The sequence below is a fragment of the Anabaena sp. CCY 0017 genome, assembly GCF_963920885.1.
Lineage (GTDB): Bacteria > Cyanobacteriota > Cyanobacteriia > Cyanobacteriales > Nostocaceae > Nodularia.
In genome coordinates, this window is record NZ_CAWUDG010000003.1 from 287,842 (window position 1) to 305,477 (window position 17,636).

Below are 17,636 nucleotides of genomic sequence, written 5' to 3' on the forward strand. Positions count from 1 at the left end.
GGATCATTTCTGTCATATTGTGCTATCAATTGTTGAATACGTCTATCTATCTGCCAATATCTTTAAGTTTAATTGTCATAATTTAATGACAAATCCACTTCCATAGAGGATGAGTTTGGCCTTGCTGTCTAATTCTAAAAACTTGTTTTTCTAGACGTTGTTGTTCCCGTTGCGGTAATCCCAGCAGAATATTTCGGCTTTGCCAAACTAATGTAGAAACAGTAGTACCAATACAAACGGCTAAACCAAGGGTAGACAGTGGATTGTAGAATAGTCCGTATCTTACTGCTACCCAGGTAAAATATTGTTGTAGAATAACTAATTCTCCCCGTAAATTCCACAAGGAGAAAGGTGCAATTGTCAGCCATAAACAGCCAACAAAAAACCACCTACCGTATACAGTTAGCTGATGTAACCTTTGTACTTGTTGGGTAAAAGTTGTGTCAATGCTATTGGCATTTTTGCCATTTGTTGATGGTTCTTCTGGTTGATCCATAACCAATTCCGAATCAATGAAAACCTTGAAGTATGGAAATGAAAAATTATACACAGGTTTGGTTTATGTAACCAATATTTCCATCGCCTGATATTTCTTTAGCCTCATCTTAACTGTCTTGGGAACTAGCTGATGTATCAACTGCCTCAGCATTGACTAACACCGGAAAATTTTCTCTGCGTTCTCGCCACCAAGCTAGAAGGGTACTGGCGATAAAAAGACTCGAATAAACCCCCGCAATAAAGCCAATAATTAGAGCTAAAGCAAAGTTTTTGAGAGTTTCACCACCCAGGAAATAGATAGCAAATAATGGCAGCATCGTGGTAAAGCTGGTGTTAATAGACCTTCCTAACGTTTGGTTAACAGCATCATCTACAATCTCAGCAATCGGTCGTTCAGGGTTGATTTTAATAGTTTCGCGGATGCGGTCATAAATCACCACTGTATCGTTGACCGAGAAACCGATAATTGTCAGCAGAGACACAATGAAGAGACTATCCACTTCTGTGCCTAGCACTAAACCGAAAATGGAAAAACAGCCTAAAGTTACTAAAACATCGTGCAACAGCGCCACAATGGCAAATAAGGCATAATCTAACTGGAAGCGGAAGGTTAAGTAAATAATAATCCCCGCAAAGGAAACAAGCAGAGCGATAATACCAGACCTAAATAATTCTGCTCCCAAGGTAGGGCCAACAGAGTCAATTTGGTTTTGTTGCGGGTCAAAATTGCCAATTTTTTCAATTAAAGCAGCTTGTAATTTGGTGCGCTGATTAACATCTAAGTCCTTGCTGCGAATTGAGATGCCATTCTCACCAACTATTTGGATGCTGCTATCGCTTAAACCCTGCGCCTGCGCTACTTCTCGAACTGCGTTGATGTTTATTGGTTGGTCGCAGTTACCTGGTTGGGTACAATCACGTTCAAACTGTAAGCGTGTACCACCGATGAAATCTAAACCGGGGCGTAGAGGGGCGCGAATTTGGGGATTTTGCCACGAAATCACCATTGAAATGATCCCAATGAGAATAACGGCACTAGAAATAGTCCACCACAGCGATCGCGATTTGTTAATACTCAGTTTCATTTAGCTACCTCTGCCTTATTTAATGCTGGCAGGTTTGGACAGAAAAATTCTCGCTTATTTTTGAAGGCCGAATTGGTAACGACTAAAAACATGAGTGTGCGGCTACAAGTAATTGCCGTAAACATACTCACTGCGACACCCAAAGCTAAGGTAAGCGCAAAGCCTCTGACTAATCCAGAACCGAACCAAAATAGCGCTGCACAAGCAATCCATGTAGTGACATTGCTATCTAAAATACTGGAAAATGCCCGGTAAAAACCAGATTCTACGGCACGATACAGAGATTTTCCGGCTCGTAATTCTTCTCGCGTGCGCTCAAATATTAACACATTGGCATCAACAGCCATGCCGATACTGAGGATAAAACCTGCAATTCCCGGCAGAGTCAAGGTAACGCCCAATAAGGCAAAACTCGCCCATGTGAGGAGAGAGTAAAAGACTAAGGACACATCCGCAATCAATCCTGGTAAGCGATAGTACACCACCATAAAGATTAATACTAAGACTAGACCGCCAACACCAGCATAAATACTGCTTTGAATACTGTCTCTACCCAAGGTAGCGCCTACTGTCCGTCTTTCGGCAATTTCCACTGGTAAGGGTAACGCACCGCCACGTAACTGCACACCCAAGTCGTTGGCTTCTTGTGGGGTAAATCGACCTGTAATTACGGCAGCACCCCCAGTTATCCCTGTAGCTGCAAATTCTATGCCCACTACAGGGGCGCTGATGAGTTCATTATCTAGAAATACACCAATACTCCGCCCAGTACCTGCGAGGTTCTTGGTGAGAGTGGCAAATAATTCACCACCTTTTTGATCAAAGCGAATGGCAACGTTCCAGTTACTACCACTTTGAGTGGGTTCACCGTAGGCATCCTGGAGGTATTTACCATCAAGTGGTGGATCTGTACTTTCAAACAATTCGGCGATCGCTTGATTATTTTGTTGTAATTCTTCTTGATTTTTAATAATTAAGGCTTGATCATCGGTGCTGCGTAACTCTTCTTGCTTCGCTCTCAGCTCGTTTCTTGACGCTTGAAAAGCAAAAAGTTGAGTTTCGGTTCCCGGCTTTTGTTGTCGAAATTCTAACTGAGCAGTGCCACCTAGCACACGTTCGGCTTGCTCTGGGTCATTCACCCCTGGTAATTGCACCAGGATCTTATCTGCACCCACAGTTTGAATTACTGGTTCAGAAACCCCAAGGCCATTAACTCGACCTTCCACAACTTTCTGAACACCTTCCAAATCTCGTTCAGTAATTTCTCTCATTCCCGGTGCTGGTTTCACCTGAATGGTTAACTGTGAGCCTCCCCGTAAGTCTAACCCCAAGGGGACTGGAATTGTTGCTATCACCGCAATAGCGGCGATCAGCAACACAAAAATTAAAGCTAATAGCGATCGCTGTCTTTGCATACCATAACTCGCAACTGACAAAGGCTATAATAGCGTTCTTTTAACGGGATAGCGAAAGTCCCCACTCCCTAGTCCCCACTCCCTAAACTCGCATCGCCACCATTTTTTCCACAGCTTCCACGATTTGTTCTGGTTGAATAATTGTTAACCGTTCCAAATTCCCGTTGTAAGGTGTAGGGATATCTTGGGAAGAAAGCCGCAGTACTGGCGCATCCAACTCATCAAATAAACGGTCATTGATCGATGCGGTTAATTCTGCACCAATACCGCCAGTTCTCATACACTCTTCCACGATAATAACTCGATGGGTTTTGCGTATGGATGCCCCGATAGTATCAAAATCTAAAGGTTTGAGTGATATTAAATCAATAACTTCTGGATCAAAACCTTGTTTTTCTAAAGTTTTCACGGCTTGCAATACATGATGGCGCATCCGTGAGTAAGTAAGAATTGTGACATCTTTGCCCTGACGTACAACTTCTGCTTTATCCAAAGGTAGGAAATATTCTTCTTCTGGTAAATCTTCTTTTAAGTTGTAAAGCAGAACGTGTTCAAAAAATAATACTGGATTATCGTCACGAATCGCCGATTTGAGTAAACCTTTAGCGTTGTAGGGTGTAGAACACGTAACAATTTTCAACCCAGGAACCGCTTGAAAGTAAGCTTCTAAGCGTTGAGAATGTTCTGCACCTAATTGTCTACCCACACCGCCGGGGCCACGAATCACCATCGGAATTTTAAAGTTACCGCCGGAAGTGTAACGTAGCATTCCCGCGTTGTTGGAGATTTGGTTAAAGGCCAAGAGCAAAAAGCCCATATTCATGCCTTCAATTATCGGACGTAACCCAGTCATGGCTGCGCCCACAGCCATCCCAGTAAAACTGTTTTCAGCAATGGGAGTATCGAGAACTCGGAGTTCGCCATACTTTTTGTATAAGTCCTTCGTAACTTTGTAGGAACCGCCATAGTGTCCTACATCTTCACCCATAACGAATACAGTCGCATCACGCGCCATTTCTTCATCAATGGCTTCCCGCAGAGCGTTAAAAAATAGTGTTTCTGCCATTTAAACCTTATAGTAAAACTATTGTTTTAGAATCTTATCGTGCTACCGTAGCAAATATCGTGAGCGATCGCACTAGATGAGAGATTGATTTTTGCCAGACATTCCTCTAGGCAAGGATACGCGAATTTTAAAAGGATTCTCGCTGGTTTTTGACGTTTTTCCCTGCCAAAAACAACCTAAATATTTCTGACTCAAAGTCAATGCCTATTACAGGTGTTTTCAGGTAAGGGAACACCAAAAAGTTAATTCCCCCATTTCATCAGACCATATTTGTTCTTTATCCCCCCTGCACTCTGCTTCTTTTGCTCAATTCTGATTCACATCCTGTAACCGCGAAGTCTCCAACCGAGTCATCCATTTTTGCAGATAGACTTGATTCTCAGTTTGTTCAGAGACATCTTGAGTATCCAGAGGATAAGGCATCAGTCCCAAAATCGTAGCCGTAGTCACGCAAAACATTGACTTTTGGAAGCTGATACAAATTTGGACTCGTAAATCATCTTCACCCCGAAGACTGCGACGATAAATGTTGTGTAAATAATCGGGAAGATAATGACGCATGTCCTGCATCAGCAAAGTGGGAGGAATACCAGCACCACCTATAGGCAAAGGATCAGCATATAGTGCGCCATACTGAAATCGACCTTGATCTAGGGGAATTTGATATGCTTGGGCATTGTATGAAACTGTGCCATGAAAAGGAGTTCCCCGAAAGAATACCGCTTCTACATAAGGTATGGCTGTATCTGCGAGGAAAGTTAAACCCTGAGATTTCGGAATGATTTCATAGACTTGATTTTGAATTTTAACCGCGTAGGTAATAGGCTTTACCGCATCTGCTACCAATGCATTTTTAATGTGGTCTACAACTTGAGGTATAGTTTGAATTTCGCCTCGGTCGTAGCGGTCTGATAAATCCAGGAACATATCAGCCATCACCCGCCAAAATTGACCTAAACCAGTATAGTAAGCAGAGACACGCAACATTTCCGTTAAAAAATCAGGAAATAGTTGATTCAATCCCATGATGATGGGATTATTTTTAAATTTTGCTTGAATAACTGCTTCGGCTCTTGCTTGAAATTCTGGTGTATCTAAATATTGATCTAGTCCTCCACCACCATGCCACATCATGGCTTTCATACAATATTCGGCATATTCAAAGTTAATTCTGTCATGCCACCAATGACGCATTAATTTGGGAAAAGAAATCTCGCCATTAAAGTATTTAAAAAACGGGAAAAATACTAAAAATTGATGTTCAGCAATATAAATAAGATTATTTGAATAGGCATCTAAAACTACGCCATAGCTTTTAAGTATGCCGACTACTTCCAAGACATTATCTGGACTATCGGGAAGTAATGCACCTCCTTTTTGGAGGCGTTCGATATATTCTGCTAAAGGATGTAAGAAAGGTTTTTTGCTTTTAGTTACCATTACTATTTCTCCAAAAATTACAGGTATTAGGGATGAGGTATTCGGTATTAGGTATTAGGAACACTCTTCCCCAGTCCCCAGTCCCTAGTCCCGATATTAAGTTTTGCTTTTTGCTTTATCTAAAGACACTGTAGCTACTACATTATTTTGGGTATTAACCATAGAGGTGATTGTCGGTTCAGTCCAGCGCACTAACCAAGCTGGTTGAATGCCAAAAATGACAATTAACAATGCTAAAATTACGGCAGGTATGCGATCGCTCCAAAATACGCGCGGTAAGTTGGTAACTTGTGCAGATAATCGCCCAAAAAAGGCACGATCCATCAAAATTAAGAAGTAAACCGCAGTTAATCCTGTCCCAATCATAGATATGAGGGTCTGCACGGGAAAAACTGGATAAGTACCCCGAAAAACGATAAATTCGGAAATAAAGCCCACCATTCCCGGTACACCAGCGCTGGCCATGATTCCTAAAATCATTAAACTACCAATTACGGGTAAACCTCGTTCTGGGTTCAGTAGTCCTTTGATGACATCTAAATCACGACTACCAGCTTTTTTGTAAACAACTCCCACCAGCAAAAACAGCAGTGCAGAAATCAAACCGTGGCTAATCATTTGCATGACAGCGCCCAAGGTGCTTAAAGGTGTAGCTGCCGCCGCCGCTAGCAGTACGTAACCCATGTGTCCAATTGAACTATAGGCCACCATTTTTTTCATATCTGTTTGAGCGATCGCACAGGATGAGCCAAATAGTACACTGACTACAGCCCACGTCGCTAACCAAGGCGCTAAATAAGTCCAAGCTTCTGGTAACAAGTTCATCCCAAAGCGCAGTAAGCCATAGGTTCCCAACTTCAATAATACTCCTGCCAAGAGTACAGAAATGGGTGTAGAAGCTTCAACGTGGGCATCTGGTAGCCATGTGTGAAAGGGAACCAAGGGAATCTTAATACCAAAACCGACTAAAATTCCTCCTAGTAGTAACAGCTGAGTTGTCAAAGACAAAGTTGAGGTATCTAAACTTTCTAGTGCAAAACTAGAAGAACCACTCAGCCACACCATTCCCAAGAAACTGGCCAAAATTAAGATGCCGGAAACAGCCGTATAAATCAGAAATTTTGTGGCTGCATAGCTGCGTCTGGCACCGCCCCAAATGGCAATTAACAGATATAGAGGTATTAATTCCAGTTCATAAAACAGGAAAAATAAGAGTAAATCTTGTGCCAAAAATGCTCCTATCACCCCAGCACTTAACAGCAGGATTAAGGAGTAATAAAATCTCGGACGCTGAAGGGTTGCGTCGCTACTGTAAATGGCAATACAAGTTAACAGTCCATTCAAAAGCAGTAACGGTAAAGATAAACCATCTATTCCTAGATTATAATTCAAGCCCAAAGAATCAATCCAGGGGATAAACTCGGCAAACTGCTGATTGACTTCTGCCGGATTGAATTTTATTGCTAGTAAAATTGTCCACAAGAAAATCAGAATGGCGAACAGCAAAGCCACTCTGCGAGAAAGTTTCCCACTCATTTGTGCAGGCCAGAAACCAATTAAAGCTGCACCCAATAACGGCAGTAAAATTAATGCACTCAGCATAGACAGAACTAGGTAAGAGGAGACAGGAAAAAAAGGGAGAAAATAATTTTTATTGTAGAGACGCGATTCATCGCGTCTTTACTTTTAAAAAGGTAATTTATCGAGTAGACCTAATGACCAGCTAATGAAAAAGCCCAAGACGCTAATTACTACAAGGATAGTCAACATATACCCTTGGGATTGACCAGAAATGCTGTATTTTAAACCTTGTCCGCCGAGAATTGTGGCAAATCCTACCAAGTTTACAAAACCGTCAACGAGATAGCGATCGCTCCAAGCAGAAAACTTCGATAGCAGGGCAACTGCATTGACTATCGTCAGCTTATAGATTTTATCAATGTAAAAATCATAACCCAATAAATCCTGCATAAATCTCCAGATCAGGATTCTGGATCTTGACCATGCTTTATGCAGATACAGTGTAGACCCTATACCTACCCCAATGACAGTAGAAGAAAGCAGCAGTAACAAAATGTACCAATCAAGACCTTCCCAATTGGGCAGCAGAAACCATTGCTGTAACATCAGGGGTAACAGTAAAGTTACTACAGTGAGTGAGACCATTGGTAATGCCATCTGCCAGCCAACTTCTGGGGCGCGGCGGGTTTTTTGTTGTGGTTCACCCCAAAAGATTAATCGGAATACTCGCGTCAAATTCAAGGCTGTCAAGCCGTTGACTAAGACTAAGACGGCAATTACCCAAGGGCTAGCATGAACTAAGCCGTCAGCCCAGGCCAACATTGCCCAGAAGCTGCCTAGTGGTAGCAGTGTTACCATGCCCGCAGAACCGACAATAAAGGCTGTAGTGGTGGCTGGCATCCGTGACCACAATCCACCCATTTCTGTTAAATCCTGGGTGCTAGTGGTGTAAATTACTGACCCGGAACTCATGAATAATAATGCTTTAGCGATCGCATGAGTTAACAGCAACATTAAGGCGACACCACCTTGTTCTAACCCCACTGCCAAAAATACTAAGCCCATATATGCACTGGTGGAGTGAGAGAGGGCGCGCTTAATATCAGTTTGTGCCAGTGCTACTAATGTTGCGCCCACCGCCGTCAAAGTTCCTAGCACAACTAAGGTATCTAAAGCAATTGGGGATAAAGCTAATATTGGCTGAAGTTTATACAATATATAAGCACCACCACCTACCACAAGGGAATTCCGCATCACTGAAGCTGGGTTAGGCCCTTCCATCGCTTCATCTAACCACAGGTGTAAGGGAAATTGAGCGCATTTACCCGCCGGACCCGCAATCAACGCCAAACCCAGTAAACTCGATGTCAGTGGACTTAATTCCGCCGTTTGCGCCCATTCATATAAGTCAGAAAAATTCAAACTACCTGCTATAGTCGAAAGCGTGACTACGCCCATTAATAGCAGCAAGTCTCCTACTCGCTTAGTTAAAAAGGCATCTCGCGCCGCCGTCACTACTAGGGGTTGGGCATACCAGAAACCCACTAATAGGTAAGTAGAAAGGGTGAGAACTTCCAAAAGAGCATAGCTCAAAAACAAGGAATCACTGATAGCTAAACCAGACAGCGCCATTTCAAAAAAGCCCACCAAGGCAAAGAAACGTGCCAATGACCAGTCCTTTTCCATGTATCCCAGGGCATAAACCTGTGCTAACAGACTTAATCCGGTAATTAAAACTGTAGCGCCGATGCTGACAGGGGAAAGTTCCAAAGCGAATGATATATTAAAATCCGCAGCTTGAAACCAATTAATTACCAAAATTTCTGGTTCTTGATCCCAAATGTGCTTAAATACCAACAGGCTATGGACAAAACCTACAACAGTCGTTAACAAGTTGAAATATGCCGCCGGCCTAGGGCCTGTACGTCTAATGATTCCCATTCCCCACGGCAAAGTTACAAGTGCGCCAATTAAGCTATAAAATGGCACCCACCAACTTGTTGAAAATAGAAACTGATTCATTGAGATTTTCCTTGACGACTCATCCTTGACTTTTTCTTAAATATCTTTAAAATAATCATTGACTAAAAAAATAGCTATACCAATATAAATCTATAGTTTTTTTAACTATTTCTTGTCTAAATCTTGAATGAGTATTTTTTATTTAGCTTACCTTATTCGGGTATAATTAAATATAAGTTTACATATTTAAAAGCATTTACTCCTATTACTTCATTTGTGATTATAAATTTGCATTTCTAATTTCACCAAATAAATTGATGCAATATATTTAAAAAAGTTATCTATTTTTTACGTAATCATTGCTTCTGCCCTCAAATCGGGCAAACTTAGAGATAGCATGATACACAGACACTCAGATCCCCTTGCCGGAGTTGATTGCCCTAGCTATGAATGTCATTTTGTCAATGGGATAAAAAAATTATAAAGCATAAGCGGCGGCTCTAGTAATCCATCAACTTCGATGGAGCAGAACCCGGTATAAATATTTGTTAAGTTTTTTAAAACTATTTTATCATAAACTATTATACTAATTTATATTGCCAGGAAGACCAAGCTTTCCTATGCTTAATATAGAAGTGTTTTTATGGCTCAAGATGGGCCATTCCCGTTAAACATTTCCAACACAGTACTGATCGGATTAAATTTTTAGGAGTTCTGCGATGCCAATTGCAGTTGGAATGATTGAGACTAAAGGCTTTCCAGCAGTAGTAGAAGCTGCTGATGCGATGGTGAAGGCCGCGCGTGTTACGTTAGTAGGATATGAAAAAATTGGTAGTGCTAGGGTGACAGTGATTGTGCGGGGTGATGTATCGGAAGTGCAAGCTTCTGTGTCTGCTGGCGTTGAAGCGGCCAGAAGAGTTAATGGTGGTGAAGTATTATCGACTCACATCATTGCCCGTCCCCACGAGAACCTAGAATACGTCTTGCCGATTCGGTATACGGAAGCTGTAGAACAGTTCCGAACTTAAAAGCTGATTAAACAAACAAAGTAATTAACGCGCTTTGCTTTCTGGAGCGCCAGTTTTTTCAAGGGTTAAAAACTTTAATTCAGGATTAGAACTAATGTCAATCGCAGTAGGAATGGTAGAAACGCTGGGCTTTCCAGCAGTAGTAGAAGCTGCTGATGCGATGGTGAAAGCTGCTCGCGTTACGTTGGTGGGCTATGAAAAAATTGGTAGCGGTAGAGTTACAGTCATCGTTCGTGGTGACGTTTCTGAAGTGCAAGCTTCCGTGGGTGCTGGAGTAGAATCCGTTAAACGAGTTCACGGTGGAGAAGTATTGTCTACCCATATCATTGCTCGTCCCCATGAAAACTTGGAATACGTCCTACCAATTCGTTATACCGAAGATGTAGAACAATTCCGGGAAAATGTAAACGCGATTCGTCCTTTTGGTAGAAGACCGTAATCCGTAATGCAAATTGCCAAAGTTCGTGGCACAGTAGTCGGCACACAAAAAGATCCAAGTCTTCGAGGTGTCAAACTACTGTTGTTGCAATTAGTCGATGAAGAAGGAAATCTCCTGCCAAGCTACGAGGTAGCAGCCGATACCGTAGGTGCAGGATCAGATGAGTGGGTACTTGTCACTCGTGGCAGTGCAGCGCGTCAAATTCTCGGTAACGAACAGCGTCCTTTGGATGCAGCAGTAGTGGCGATTATTGATACCATTCATTTGGAAAATCGCCTTATGTACAGCAAAAAAGAGCAGTATCGATAGTCAGTGGTCATTGGTCATTAGTCATCCGTTTGAAGCCAATGATTAAAGACAAAAGACAAAAAGCTTAATTCAGGAGGAATCTCGCAATGGTAGTCCGCAGCACGGCGGCACCCCCAACCCCGTGGTCGAGGAATTTAGCCGAGCCAAAAATCCATGAAAGTACATTTGTACATCCGGTTGCCAACATTATTGGTGATGTCCGGATCGGCGCAAATGTAATCGTTGCTCCGGGGACCTCGATTAGAGCGGATGAAGGCACACCTTTTTTTATTGGTGAAAATACTAATATTCAAGATGGTGTAGTAATTCATGGATTGGATCAAGGCCGAGTAATTGGTGATGACCAAGATCAATACTCAGTATGGGTGGGGAAAAATGTTTCTATTACCCACATGGCGCTGATTCATGGACCGGCTTATGTAGGCGATGATGCCTTTATTGGTTTTCGTTCCACGGTATTTAACTCCAGAGTGGGTGCAGGCTGCGTCATCATGATGCACGCTTTAATTAAAGATGTAGAAATTCCTCCAGGTAAGTATGTACCTTCGGGATCAATCATTACTACTCAGCACCAAGCTGACCGTTTGCCAAATGCGGAAGTTGCGGATCAGCAGTTCGCTCATCATGTGGTTGGAATAAATCAGTCTTTAAGAACTGGTTATCGGTGTGCTGCGGATAGCAGATGTATTGCACCCATTCGGGATGAGATTGCTAAATCTTATACAAATACTGGTATTACTGTTTTAGAGCTAGAAAGGAGTAGTGAAGTGTCGAGCAATAGCTTGGGTGCAGAAATCGTAGAACAGGTACGTTATCTTTTAAATCAAGGATTTAAAATTGGTACTGAACACGTAGATGAAAGACGTTTCCGTACTGGTTGTTGGCAAAGTTGCCAGCCCATTCAACCTGGATCAATGGGTGAAGCGATCGCAACTTTAGAAAGTTGTCTGAGAGATCATAGCGGCGAATACGTCCGTCTGTTTGGCATTGACAATGGTAGACGGCGCGTGTTAGAGACCATTATTCAACGCCCTGATGGTGTAGTTAGTGCGATTAAATCTAGCGCCTATACATCTGCTAGTAATGGTAATGGTAATGGTCGTCACCAGAGTAATGGCAATGGTCACGTTGCCACCAGTGGCGCACTAAGTAGCGAAACCATAGACCAAATTCGTGGTTTGCTATCAAGCGGTTACAAAATTGGTACAGAACACGTAGATGAGCGGCGTTTCCGAACTGGTTCTTGGCAAAGTTGCCAGCCCATTGAATCAACTTCCATAAATGAAGTGATTGCTGCCTTGGAAGAATGTATAGAATTGCACCAAGGTGAATACGTGCGCTTAATCGGCATTGATGCCAAAGCGAAACGGCGAGTTTTAGAAAGCATTATCCAAAGACCAGACGGCCCTGTAGGTTCATCTGCCCCATCTTCTGCTACAAAGAAATCCTTTAGCAGCAGTAGTTATGGCACAGCTACAGCTACTGCTACAAGTACCAAATTGAGTTCTGAAGCAGTAGACCAAATCCGGCAAATTTTGGCTGGTGGATATAAAGTGAGTGCTGAACACGTAGACCAAAGACGATTCCGGACTGGTTCCTGGGCTAGCTGTGGTCAAATTGACACCAGATCCGACAGAGAAGCGATCGCAGTCTTGGAAGGATACCTTGCGGAATATCCCGAAGAATATGTGCGTTTGATTGGTATCGACACCAAAGCCAAGCGCCGCATTTTAGAGACGATTATCCAGCGACCGTAAAATTACTGAATCAAAAGTGCTGTAAAGTCCTGCGTTCATAGCTGGGCATAAGCCGTACTGAGTTAATTTTTGAGTCAGAACGCTAGCATTACAGCTATGGCACAACTCAAATAGAATTTACTCAGCACTATCTTTTACAGACGCGATAAAACGCGTCTCAGCACTACTTTACTTCCGGCTTCCGAGGTTAAAATTTCCATGTCTGTGCCGCCACTGCACCTCAGCAACAACTTTGGCTCTTATACGAGTGGCGAGGTGACTATTCATCCCAGCGCAGTACTTGCACCTGGAGTGATACTACAAGCGGCTGTAAACAGCAAGATGATCATCGGACCAGGGGTTTGTATTGGTATGGGGTCAATTCTCCAAGTTAGCGAAGGAACCCTAGAGGTAGAAGCAGGAGCAAACTTGGGAGCCGGTTTTTTGATGGTTGGTCAAGGCAAAATTGGCGCAAACGCTTGTGTTGGTTCAGCAACCACAGTTTTTAACTGTTCTATTGAGCCGGGAACAGTCATCCCCCCAGGCTCAATCTTGGGAGACACGAGTCGGCAAATTGAGGACACAGAACAACTGGAATCTCCCACTAATAATGGTGTGAATACCAGTAATGAAGAACAACCAGAAGTAGAAAATAGTTTAGACGTAGAAGAGGAAACAGTCATGTCCTCAACTACTATCTCAGCAAAGACTTACTGGAAATTCAAACACCAGTCTACTTCCTCTTCTGGGTCTTCGCCTACATCGGAAAGCCAGCCTGCACCTGTACCTGTAGAACCAGCGCCTGTAGAACCTCAACCTGTAGAAGAAAATACCAACGCTACTAATTCCATTTCCCAGGAACCAAAATCTAGTCAGCCTCCCACTGCATCGCCTAATAGTATCGGGAACCAAATTTATGGACAAGTAAGTATAAATAGATTATTAGTTACATTATTTCCCCATAGGCAGACCTTAAATAGCCCGATTTCTGACAATCAGTCTGAGTAAGTGTTAATTGTAAGTTGTCGGTTTCGTGAGTAATTTGGAAAATTCACATGGAAACATCTAATCAACACTCTCTTAGCACAATTCGGAAATCCCGCCGTCAAGATAGTCTAAAAAATACTGCTTTAGGTTTAGTCTCTACCAGTAGCTTTCCCGCCATAGTGGGGACAGCAGATATGATGCTGAAATCGGCTGGTGTTCACCTAGTGGGGTATGAAAAAATTGGTAGTGGCCAGTGTACAGCTATTGTCAGGGGTGGAATTGCTGATGTGCGTTTGGCAGTGGAAGCTGGTGTACAAACTGCTGAACAGTTTGGTCAATTGGTTTCTAGTTTGGTAATTCCAAGGCCTTATCCTAACCTGGAGATAGTATTGCCTATTACTAGCCGCCTGAGCAAATTGATGGAGGAAGGTAATCAAAGCAGTTTAAGTAACTTAGCCATTGGTTTAGTTGAGACACGGGGATTTCCAGCGATGGTAGGTGCTTGTGATGCCATGCTTAAATCGGCCGATGTTCATTTAGCAGCTTATGAGAAAATTGGCGCGGGTTTGTGTACAGCCATTATTCGTGGCACGGTGGCCAATGTGGCCGTAGCAGTGGAAGCGGGAATGTTTGAGGCAGAACGTATTGGGGAATTGAACGCAGTTATGGTGATTCCTCGACCACTGGATGAAATGGAGAATACCTTGCCTTTAGCAAGTTGCTGGATTGAACACCGCGAACCATTGAATATGCCTGTCAATGTCGAGGAACAGGTGGCTCAAATAGAAGTGCTACAGTTACCTGATTTATCCCAAATACCAGCAAAATTTGCCGAAGAAGTTACCGAAGAAATATGGAAAGATGAATGATGAATCATGAAGCATAAATGAGCAATTGTCAGCAATCTTCATTTAAGTTTCAGCATTCAACATTCATCTTCAATTGGAAGGCATCTTACGCTTTGCTTGTTGTTTTGATGATAACTTGTGATTACCATAAGTAAAACAAGTTTATTTTAATCAAGTTAATAGAGTTTTATCTATACTAAAATTCAGAACTTCGTATGAGTGATTCGGTATCATTGGCAAGTGTTCAGTGATACTAGATTAATAGATTAAATCGCTATTATGAGGAGAATTACTCTTGAAGCAGGCAACGCTACACCAGTTAAAGGTGTTCGAGGCGGCAGCACGGCACAGTAGCTTTACTCGTGCGGCTGAGGAATTATTTCTGACTCAACCCACCGTCTCCATGCAAATTAAACAACTCACAAAATCGGTAGGGTTGCCATTATTTGAGCAGGTGGGAAAACGTCTATTCTTGACAGAAGCCGGACGGGAATTATTTGCCACTTGTCGGCAAATTTTTGAAACCATAGCCCAGTTTGAGATGACTGTGGCGGATTTAAATGGTTTAAAACAAGGACAATTACGATTGGCTGTGATTACAACGGCAAAGTATTTTGTCCCTCGTTTATTAGGGCCATTTTGTCAACTTTATCCAGGAATTGAAATTTCGTTACAAGTCACGAACCACGAACGTATCTTGGAACGGATGGTCAATAACATGGATGACTTGTACATTATGAGTCAAGTCCCAGAAAGTCTAGATGTCAACTATGAGCCATTTTTAGATAACCCCTTAGTAGTATTTGCACCCGTTAATCATCCTTTAGCAAAAGAGAAAAATATTCCCATAGAACGCTTGACAAATGAACCTTTTATCATGCGGGAACCGGGTTCAGGAACTCGCCGCGCTGTGCAGCAACTTTTTGATGAACATGGCGTGAAGGTAAACGTTAAACTGGAGTTGGGAAGTAACGAAGCGATTAAACAAGCGATCGCTGGTGGTTTAGGAATTTCTGTTTTATCTCGCCATACTTTAATGCCAGACTCTTCTGAGTTCAGCATTTTGGATGTAGAACACTTTCCTATCAAGCGCACTTGGTATATGGTGCATCCACCTGGGAAACAGTTATCTATTGTTGCTCGTACCTATTATGAGTATCTATTGGAAGCCGCGAAAAAGTTTGCTGAAGAAAGTGGATTTTCTGCTTACAGTCAAGAAAGTAATATTAGTAATATTAGCCCTGGCGACTAGAAGTCGCGGCTACACAGGCAAGGCGCGCAGAGGCTTCCCAGAGGGAAGGCCACCTGCGTGGGTTTCAAATCCTCTGTTGAAAGCTAACGTAATAAACCTATCTCTTTCTTATTCCTCGGTGTTCTCTGTGTCTGTGTGGTATGCGCTACGCGCACGTTTCTTCTTCAGAAAATTCCCAATTGCAAAATGTTATGCGCTTTGCTTGCGTATTTGCTTACAGTTATAGAAACCAAATATTAGCCAAAATGCCAGGATAAATGAGGTTAATAACAAAATTGGTATGGGGCCAAAACTCGCAATTAAAAGCGGTGCGGCGGCGGTAAATAAGCCTCCACCCACAATGGGTTCAAACAGCAATTGTTTATAAGCAAAACTTTCAAATGCACCAGAACGGTTATCTGGATCTACCATTCGCAACAGCAATAATCCGGTAGAAGTTACACCCATCGATTGTCCCATATCACCAAGGCCGCGTTCAAACCAGTAAAAAGGTAGGAGATGGGGGCCTAAAAATACAAAGGCGCAAACATTCCAAGTAATACCAACAATGGATAAAATCAAGAAAGGAGCGAGATTATCTCCCAGTACAGACAGAGAAATACTTGCTAGGGCTGTGACAATGGTGATATCTAACGCTAGTCCGCCAATGTTTTCCATTAGGGGACGACTAATTAAATAGGTGCGTCTGGTACGCATCAATATATACTGCACAATCATTCCCCCAATCAGAGCGATGGGGAATAGCGGCACGTAGGATATGAGTTCCACTCCACCTCTACCCCAGGTGATTGATTCAATAAAACGCATAGCTTCTAAAATTAGCCAGCCAAAAGCGATCGCTAATCCCACAAAACCGAAGTTGAGTGATAATGGATCAATTAGTAAGTCGCGGAATAAATGTTTTCTGGCAATTGTGACACTTGGTTCTTCTTCTGGTAGCTGATGATCTGCATTTTCCAGATTCTCTGAGGGTTCACGGCTGACTTTAATTCGTCCAGTTCTGCGTCCCCAATGGATCAAAATTGTCCCGGAAACTACGCCAGAAACTAGCCCCACGGTGGCTAAAGCTAAAGATAAATCAGGCCCGGCGGTAAAACCCAATTCTGTAAAAGTTGCAGCCATCCCGGCTGATGTACCGTGTCCCCCTTCAAAGGCGACTTCAATTAAACAAGCCGCTATGGGCGGTAAACCAAATACTGGTGTTAATATGGTGATAGCAAGTATTAATCCTACTACGTATTGCCCCCAGGCTATCGACTGACCTAATGCCACTTGAGGGGCAGCTTTCCGCCAAAATTCCCGCAATGTCGGCACATATTGACCGAGAAACAGGGTAGCAAACACAATGTTAATAAAGATCCCCGGTGACTGTGACCAAACAGCCTGGATATTTTCGGTAAATAAACCTTGAACCAGAGGAGATTCGGGATTTACTGATTTGACAATTGCACCCAAAGCACCTTTACCCAAGAGTAAGGCAATAATACCAGCAACAATGGAACTGGGTATGTAGAGCGATCGCAATATCCCCAGGCGCTGTCTGATCAACCGCCCCACCAGGATTAATATAGCGATGAGAATATAAGCCCAGAAGACATCTATGAGTTTGAACATGGCAGTTTGTAGCAGTTGCCTCTAGCAGCTTTGCAAAATGGGAGCATCAATTGTATCTATTGATTCTCTATGAGTCTGGGCATCTTGGCAATATAGCAGAGTGCTGTTAGTAGAAGGTTTAGCCCATAAAAACTCAGTTTCTTCAAGACTTTGAGCAATTAACATTAAGAAAAATAGCCATGCAAACAATTTTTAATTGGTTATATAAATCTTAAAAATGTATAACACAAAACATATAAGCAGGTCTAATTTTATATTTTTAAAAATTGTCAAATCTCATACTTTGAAAAATGTCACAATCAGTTATTATGTGAGCGTATGCCTCAGTTCAGCCAATTGGCATCTTGAGTTGAAGTCAAACCCAGCATGATAATCGCTGTTCTACAACATTCGCCATTGGGAAGTCAGAGCAGACTATGCAATATTTGTAGTCTGT

16 protein-coding genes are annotated in these 17,636 nt (G+C 42.6%); 7 read left to right on the forward strand and 9 right to left on the reverse strand.

All coding sequences use genetic code 11. The annotated features are described in order from the left end of the window. Positions 1-82: 82 nt before the first annotated feature. From ACM0OW_RS05790 to ACM0OW_RS05820, 7 genes are all read right to left on the reverse strand, one after another. Positions 83-496 carry a hypothetical protein gene (locus tag ACM0OW_RS05790; protein ID WP_414549082.1) on the reverse strand — a complete coding sequence of 138 codons (414 nt, stop codon included), beginning with the start codon at positions 494-496 and terminating at the stop codon, positions 83-85. Positions 497-605: 109 nt separating this feature from the next. Continuing rightward, a complete protein-coding gene (secF, locus tag ACM0OW_RS05795; RefSeq protein ID WP_414549083.1) occupies positions 606-1,583 on the reverse strand; it encodes a protein translocase subunit SecF in 978 nt (325 codons plus the stop codon). Next, positions 1,580-2,998 (reverse strand): protein translocase subunit SecD, encoded by a 1,419-nt coding sequence (secD, locus tag ACM0OW_RS05800; protein WP_414549186.1) that lies wholly within the window; start codon positions 2,996-2,998, stop codon positions 1,580-1,582. The genes secF and secD overlap by 4 nt, the downstream gene beginning before the upstream one ends. An 82-nt stretch (positions 2,999-3,080) precedes the next feature. Continuing rightward, positions 3,081-4,064, reverse strand: coding sequence for an alpha-ketoacid dehydrogenase subunit beta (locus ACM0OW_RS05805; protein ID WP_414549084.1), 984 nt, complete (start codon positions 4,062-4,064; stop codon positions 3,081-3,083). A 306-nt stretch (positions 4,065-4,370) separates the two neighbouring features. Beyond that, positions 4,371-5,504 (reverse strand): CO2 hydration protein, encoded by a 1,134-nt coding sequence (locus tag ACM0OW_RS05810; protein ID WP_414549085.1) that lies wholly within the window; start codon positions 5,502-5,504, stop codon positions 4,371-4,373. A gap of 96 nt (positions 5,505-5,600) precedes the next feature. After that, complete coding sequence (locus ACM0OW_RS05815) at positions 5,601-7,106, reverse strand: NADH-quinone oxidoreductase subunit M (RefSeq protein WP_414549086.1); 1,506 nt, start codon at positions 7,104-7,106, stop codon at positions 5,601-5,603. An 84-nt stretch (positions 7,107-7,190) separates the two neighbouring features. Continuing rightward, positions 7,191-9,047, reverse strand: coding sequence for an NAD(P)H-quinone oxidoreductase subunit F (locus ACM0OW_RS05820; protein ID WP_414549087.1), 1,857 nt, complete (start codon positions 9,045-9,047; stop codon positions 7,191-7,193). A 659-nt stretch (positions 9,048-9,706) separates the two neighbouring features. Between ACM0OW_RS05820 and ACM0OW_RS05825 the strand changes: the two genes are divergently transcribed. From ACM0OW_RS05825 to ACM0OW_RS05855, 7 genes are all read left to right on the forward strand, one after another. Then, positions 9,707-10,015: a carbon dioxide-concentrating mechanism protein CcmK gene (locus tag ACM0OW_RS05825; RefSeq protein WP_006194885.1), complete on the forward strand. Its 309-nt coding sequence runs from the start codon at positions 9,707-9,709 to the stop codon at positions 10,013-10,015. A gap of 94 nt (positions 10,016-10,109) precedes the next feature. Then, on the forward strand, positions 10,110-10,454 hold the full coding sequence (locus tag ACM0OW_RS05830) for a carbon dioxide-concentrating mechanism protein CcmK (protein WP_006194886.1): 345 nt from the start codon (positions 10,110-10,112) through the stop codon (positions 10,452-10,454). A 6-nt stretch (positions 10,455-10,460) separates the two neighbouring features. Next, entirely contained in the window at positions 10,461-10,763 is a 303-nt protein-coding gene (locus tag ACM0OW_RS05835) for a EutN/CcmL family microcompartment protein (protein WP_414549088.1), read from the forward strand. 86 nt (positions 10,764-10,849) lie between these two features. Beyond that, positions 10,850-12,520 carry a ribulose bisphosphate carboxylase small subunit gene (locus ACM0OW_RS05840; RefSeq protein ID WP_414549089.1) on the forward strand — a complete coding sequence of 557 codons (1,671 nt, stop codon included), beginning with the start codon at positions 10,850-10,852 and terminating at the stop codon, positions 12,518-12,520. A 198-nt stretch (positions 12,521-12,718) separates the two neighbouring features. Then, positions 12,719-13,507: a transferase gene (locus ACM0OW_RS05845; RefSeq protein ID WP_414549090.1), complete on the forward strand. Its 789-nt coding sequence runs from the start codon at positions 12,719-12,721 to the stop codon at positions 13,505-13,507. A 47-nt stretch (positions 13,508-13,554) separates the two neighbouring features. After that, positions 13,555-14,355 carry a BMC domain-containing protein gene (locus ACM0OW_RS05850; RefSeq protein ID WP_414549091.1) on the forward strand — a complete coding sequence of 267 codons (801 nt, stop codon included), beginning with the start codon at positions 13,555-13,557 and terminating at the stop codon, positions 14,353-14,355. A gap of 274 nt (positions 14,356-14,629) precedes the next feature. Continuing rightward, positions 14,630-15,586 carry a LysR substrate-binding domain-containing protein gene (locus ACM0OW_RS05855; protein WP_414549092.1) on the forward strand — a complete coding sequence of 319 codons (957 nt, stop codon included), beginning with the start codon at positions 14,630-14,632 and terminating at the stop codon, positions 15,584-15,586. Positions 15,587-15,775: 189 nt separating this feature from the next. On the opposite strand, the gene ACM0OW_RS05860 is transcribed toward ACM0OW_RS05855, so the two are convergent. Together ACM0OW_RS05860 and ACM0OW_RS05865 are read right to left on the reverse strand one after the other, a co-directional pair. Beyond that, positions 15,776-17,200: a sodium/glutamate symporter gene (locus ACM0OW_RS05860; protein WP_414549093.1), complete on the reverse strand. Its 1,425-nt coding sequence runs from the start codon at positions 17,198-17,200 to the stop codon at positions 15,776-15,778. A gap of 21 nt (positions 17,201-17,221) precedes the next feature. Next, positions 17,222-17,389, reverse strand: coding sequence for a hypothetical protein (locus tag ACM0OW_RS05865; RefSeq protein WP_414549094.1), 168 nt, complete (start codon positions 17,387-17,389; stop codon positions 17,222-17,224). Positions 17,390-17,636: the final 247 nt, after the last annotated feature.

Coding starts and splice junctions, on each gene's coding strand:
- ACM0OW_RS05790 (WP_414549082.1), bottom strand. CDS start 496: ATGGATCAACCAGAAGAACCATCAACAAATGGCAAAAATGCCAATAGC.
- secF (WP_414549083.1), bottom strand. CDS start 1,583: ATGAAACTGAGTATTAACAAATCGCGATCGCTGTGGTGGACTATTTCT.
- secD (WP_414549186.1), bottom strand. CDS start 2,998: ATGCAAAGACAGCGATCGCTATTAGCTTTAATTTTTGTGTTGCTGATC.
- ACM0OW_RS05805 (WP_414549084.1), bottom strand. CDS start 4,064: ATGGCAGAAACACTATTTTTTAACGCTCTGCGGGAAGCCATTGATGAA.
- ACM0OW_RS05810 (WP_414549085.1), bottom strand. CDS start 5,504: ATGGTAACTAAAAGCAAAAAACCTTTCTTACATCCTTTAGCAGAATAT.
- ACM0OW_RS05815 (WP_414549086.1), bottom strand. CDS start 7,106: ATGCTGAGTGCATTAATTTTACTGCCGTTATTGGGTGCAGCTTTAATT.
- ACM0OW_RS05820 (WP_414549087.1), bottom strand. CDS start 9,047: ATGAATCAGTTTCTATTTTCAACAAGTTGGTGGGTGCCATTTTATAGC.
- ACM0OW_RS05825 (WP_006194885.1), top strand. CDS start 9,707: ATGCCAATTGCAGTTGGAATGATTGAGACTAAAGGCTTTCCAGCAGTA.
- ACM0OW_RS05830 (WP_006194886.1), top strand. CDS start 10,110: ATGTCAATCGCAGTAGGAATGGTAGAAACGCTGGGCTTTCCAGCAGTA.
- ACM0OW_RS05835 (WP_414549088.1), top strand. CDS start 10,461: ATGCAAATTGCCAAAGTTCGTGGCACAGTAGTCGGCACACAAAAAGAT.
- ACM0OW_RS05840 (WP_414549089.1), top strand. CDS start 10,850: ATGGTAGTCCGCAGCACGGCGGCACCCCCAACCCCGTGGTCGAGGAAT.
- ACM0OW_RS05845 (WP_414549090.1), top strand. CDS start 12,719: ATGTCTGTGCCGCCACTGCACCTCAGCAACAACTTTGGCTCTTATACG.
- ACM0OW_RS05850 (WP_414549091.1), top strand. CDS start 13,555: ATGGAAACATCTAATCAACACTCTCTTAGCACAATTCGGAAATCCCGC.
- ACM0OW_RS05860 (WP_414549093.1), bottom strand. CDS start 17,200: ATGTTCAAACTCATAGATGTCTTCTGGGCTTATATTCTCATCGCTATA.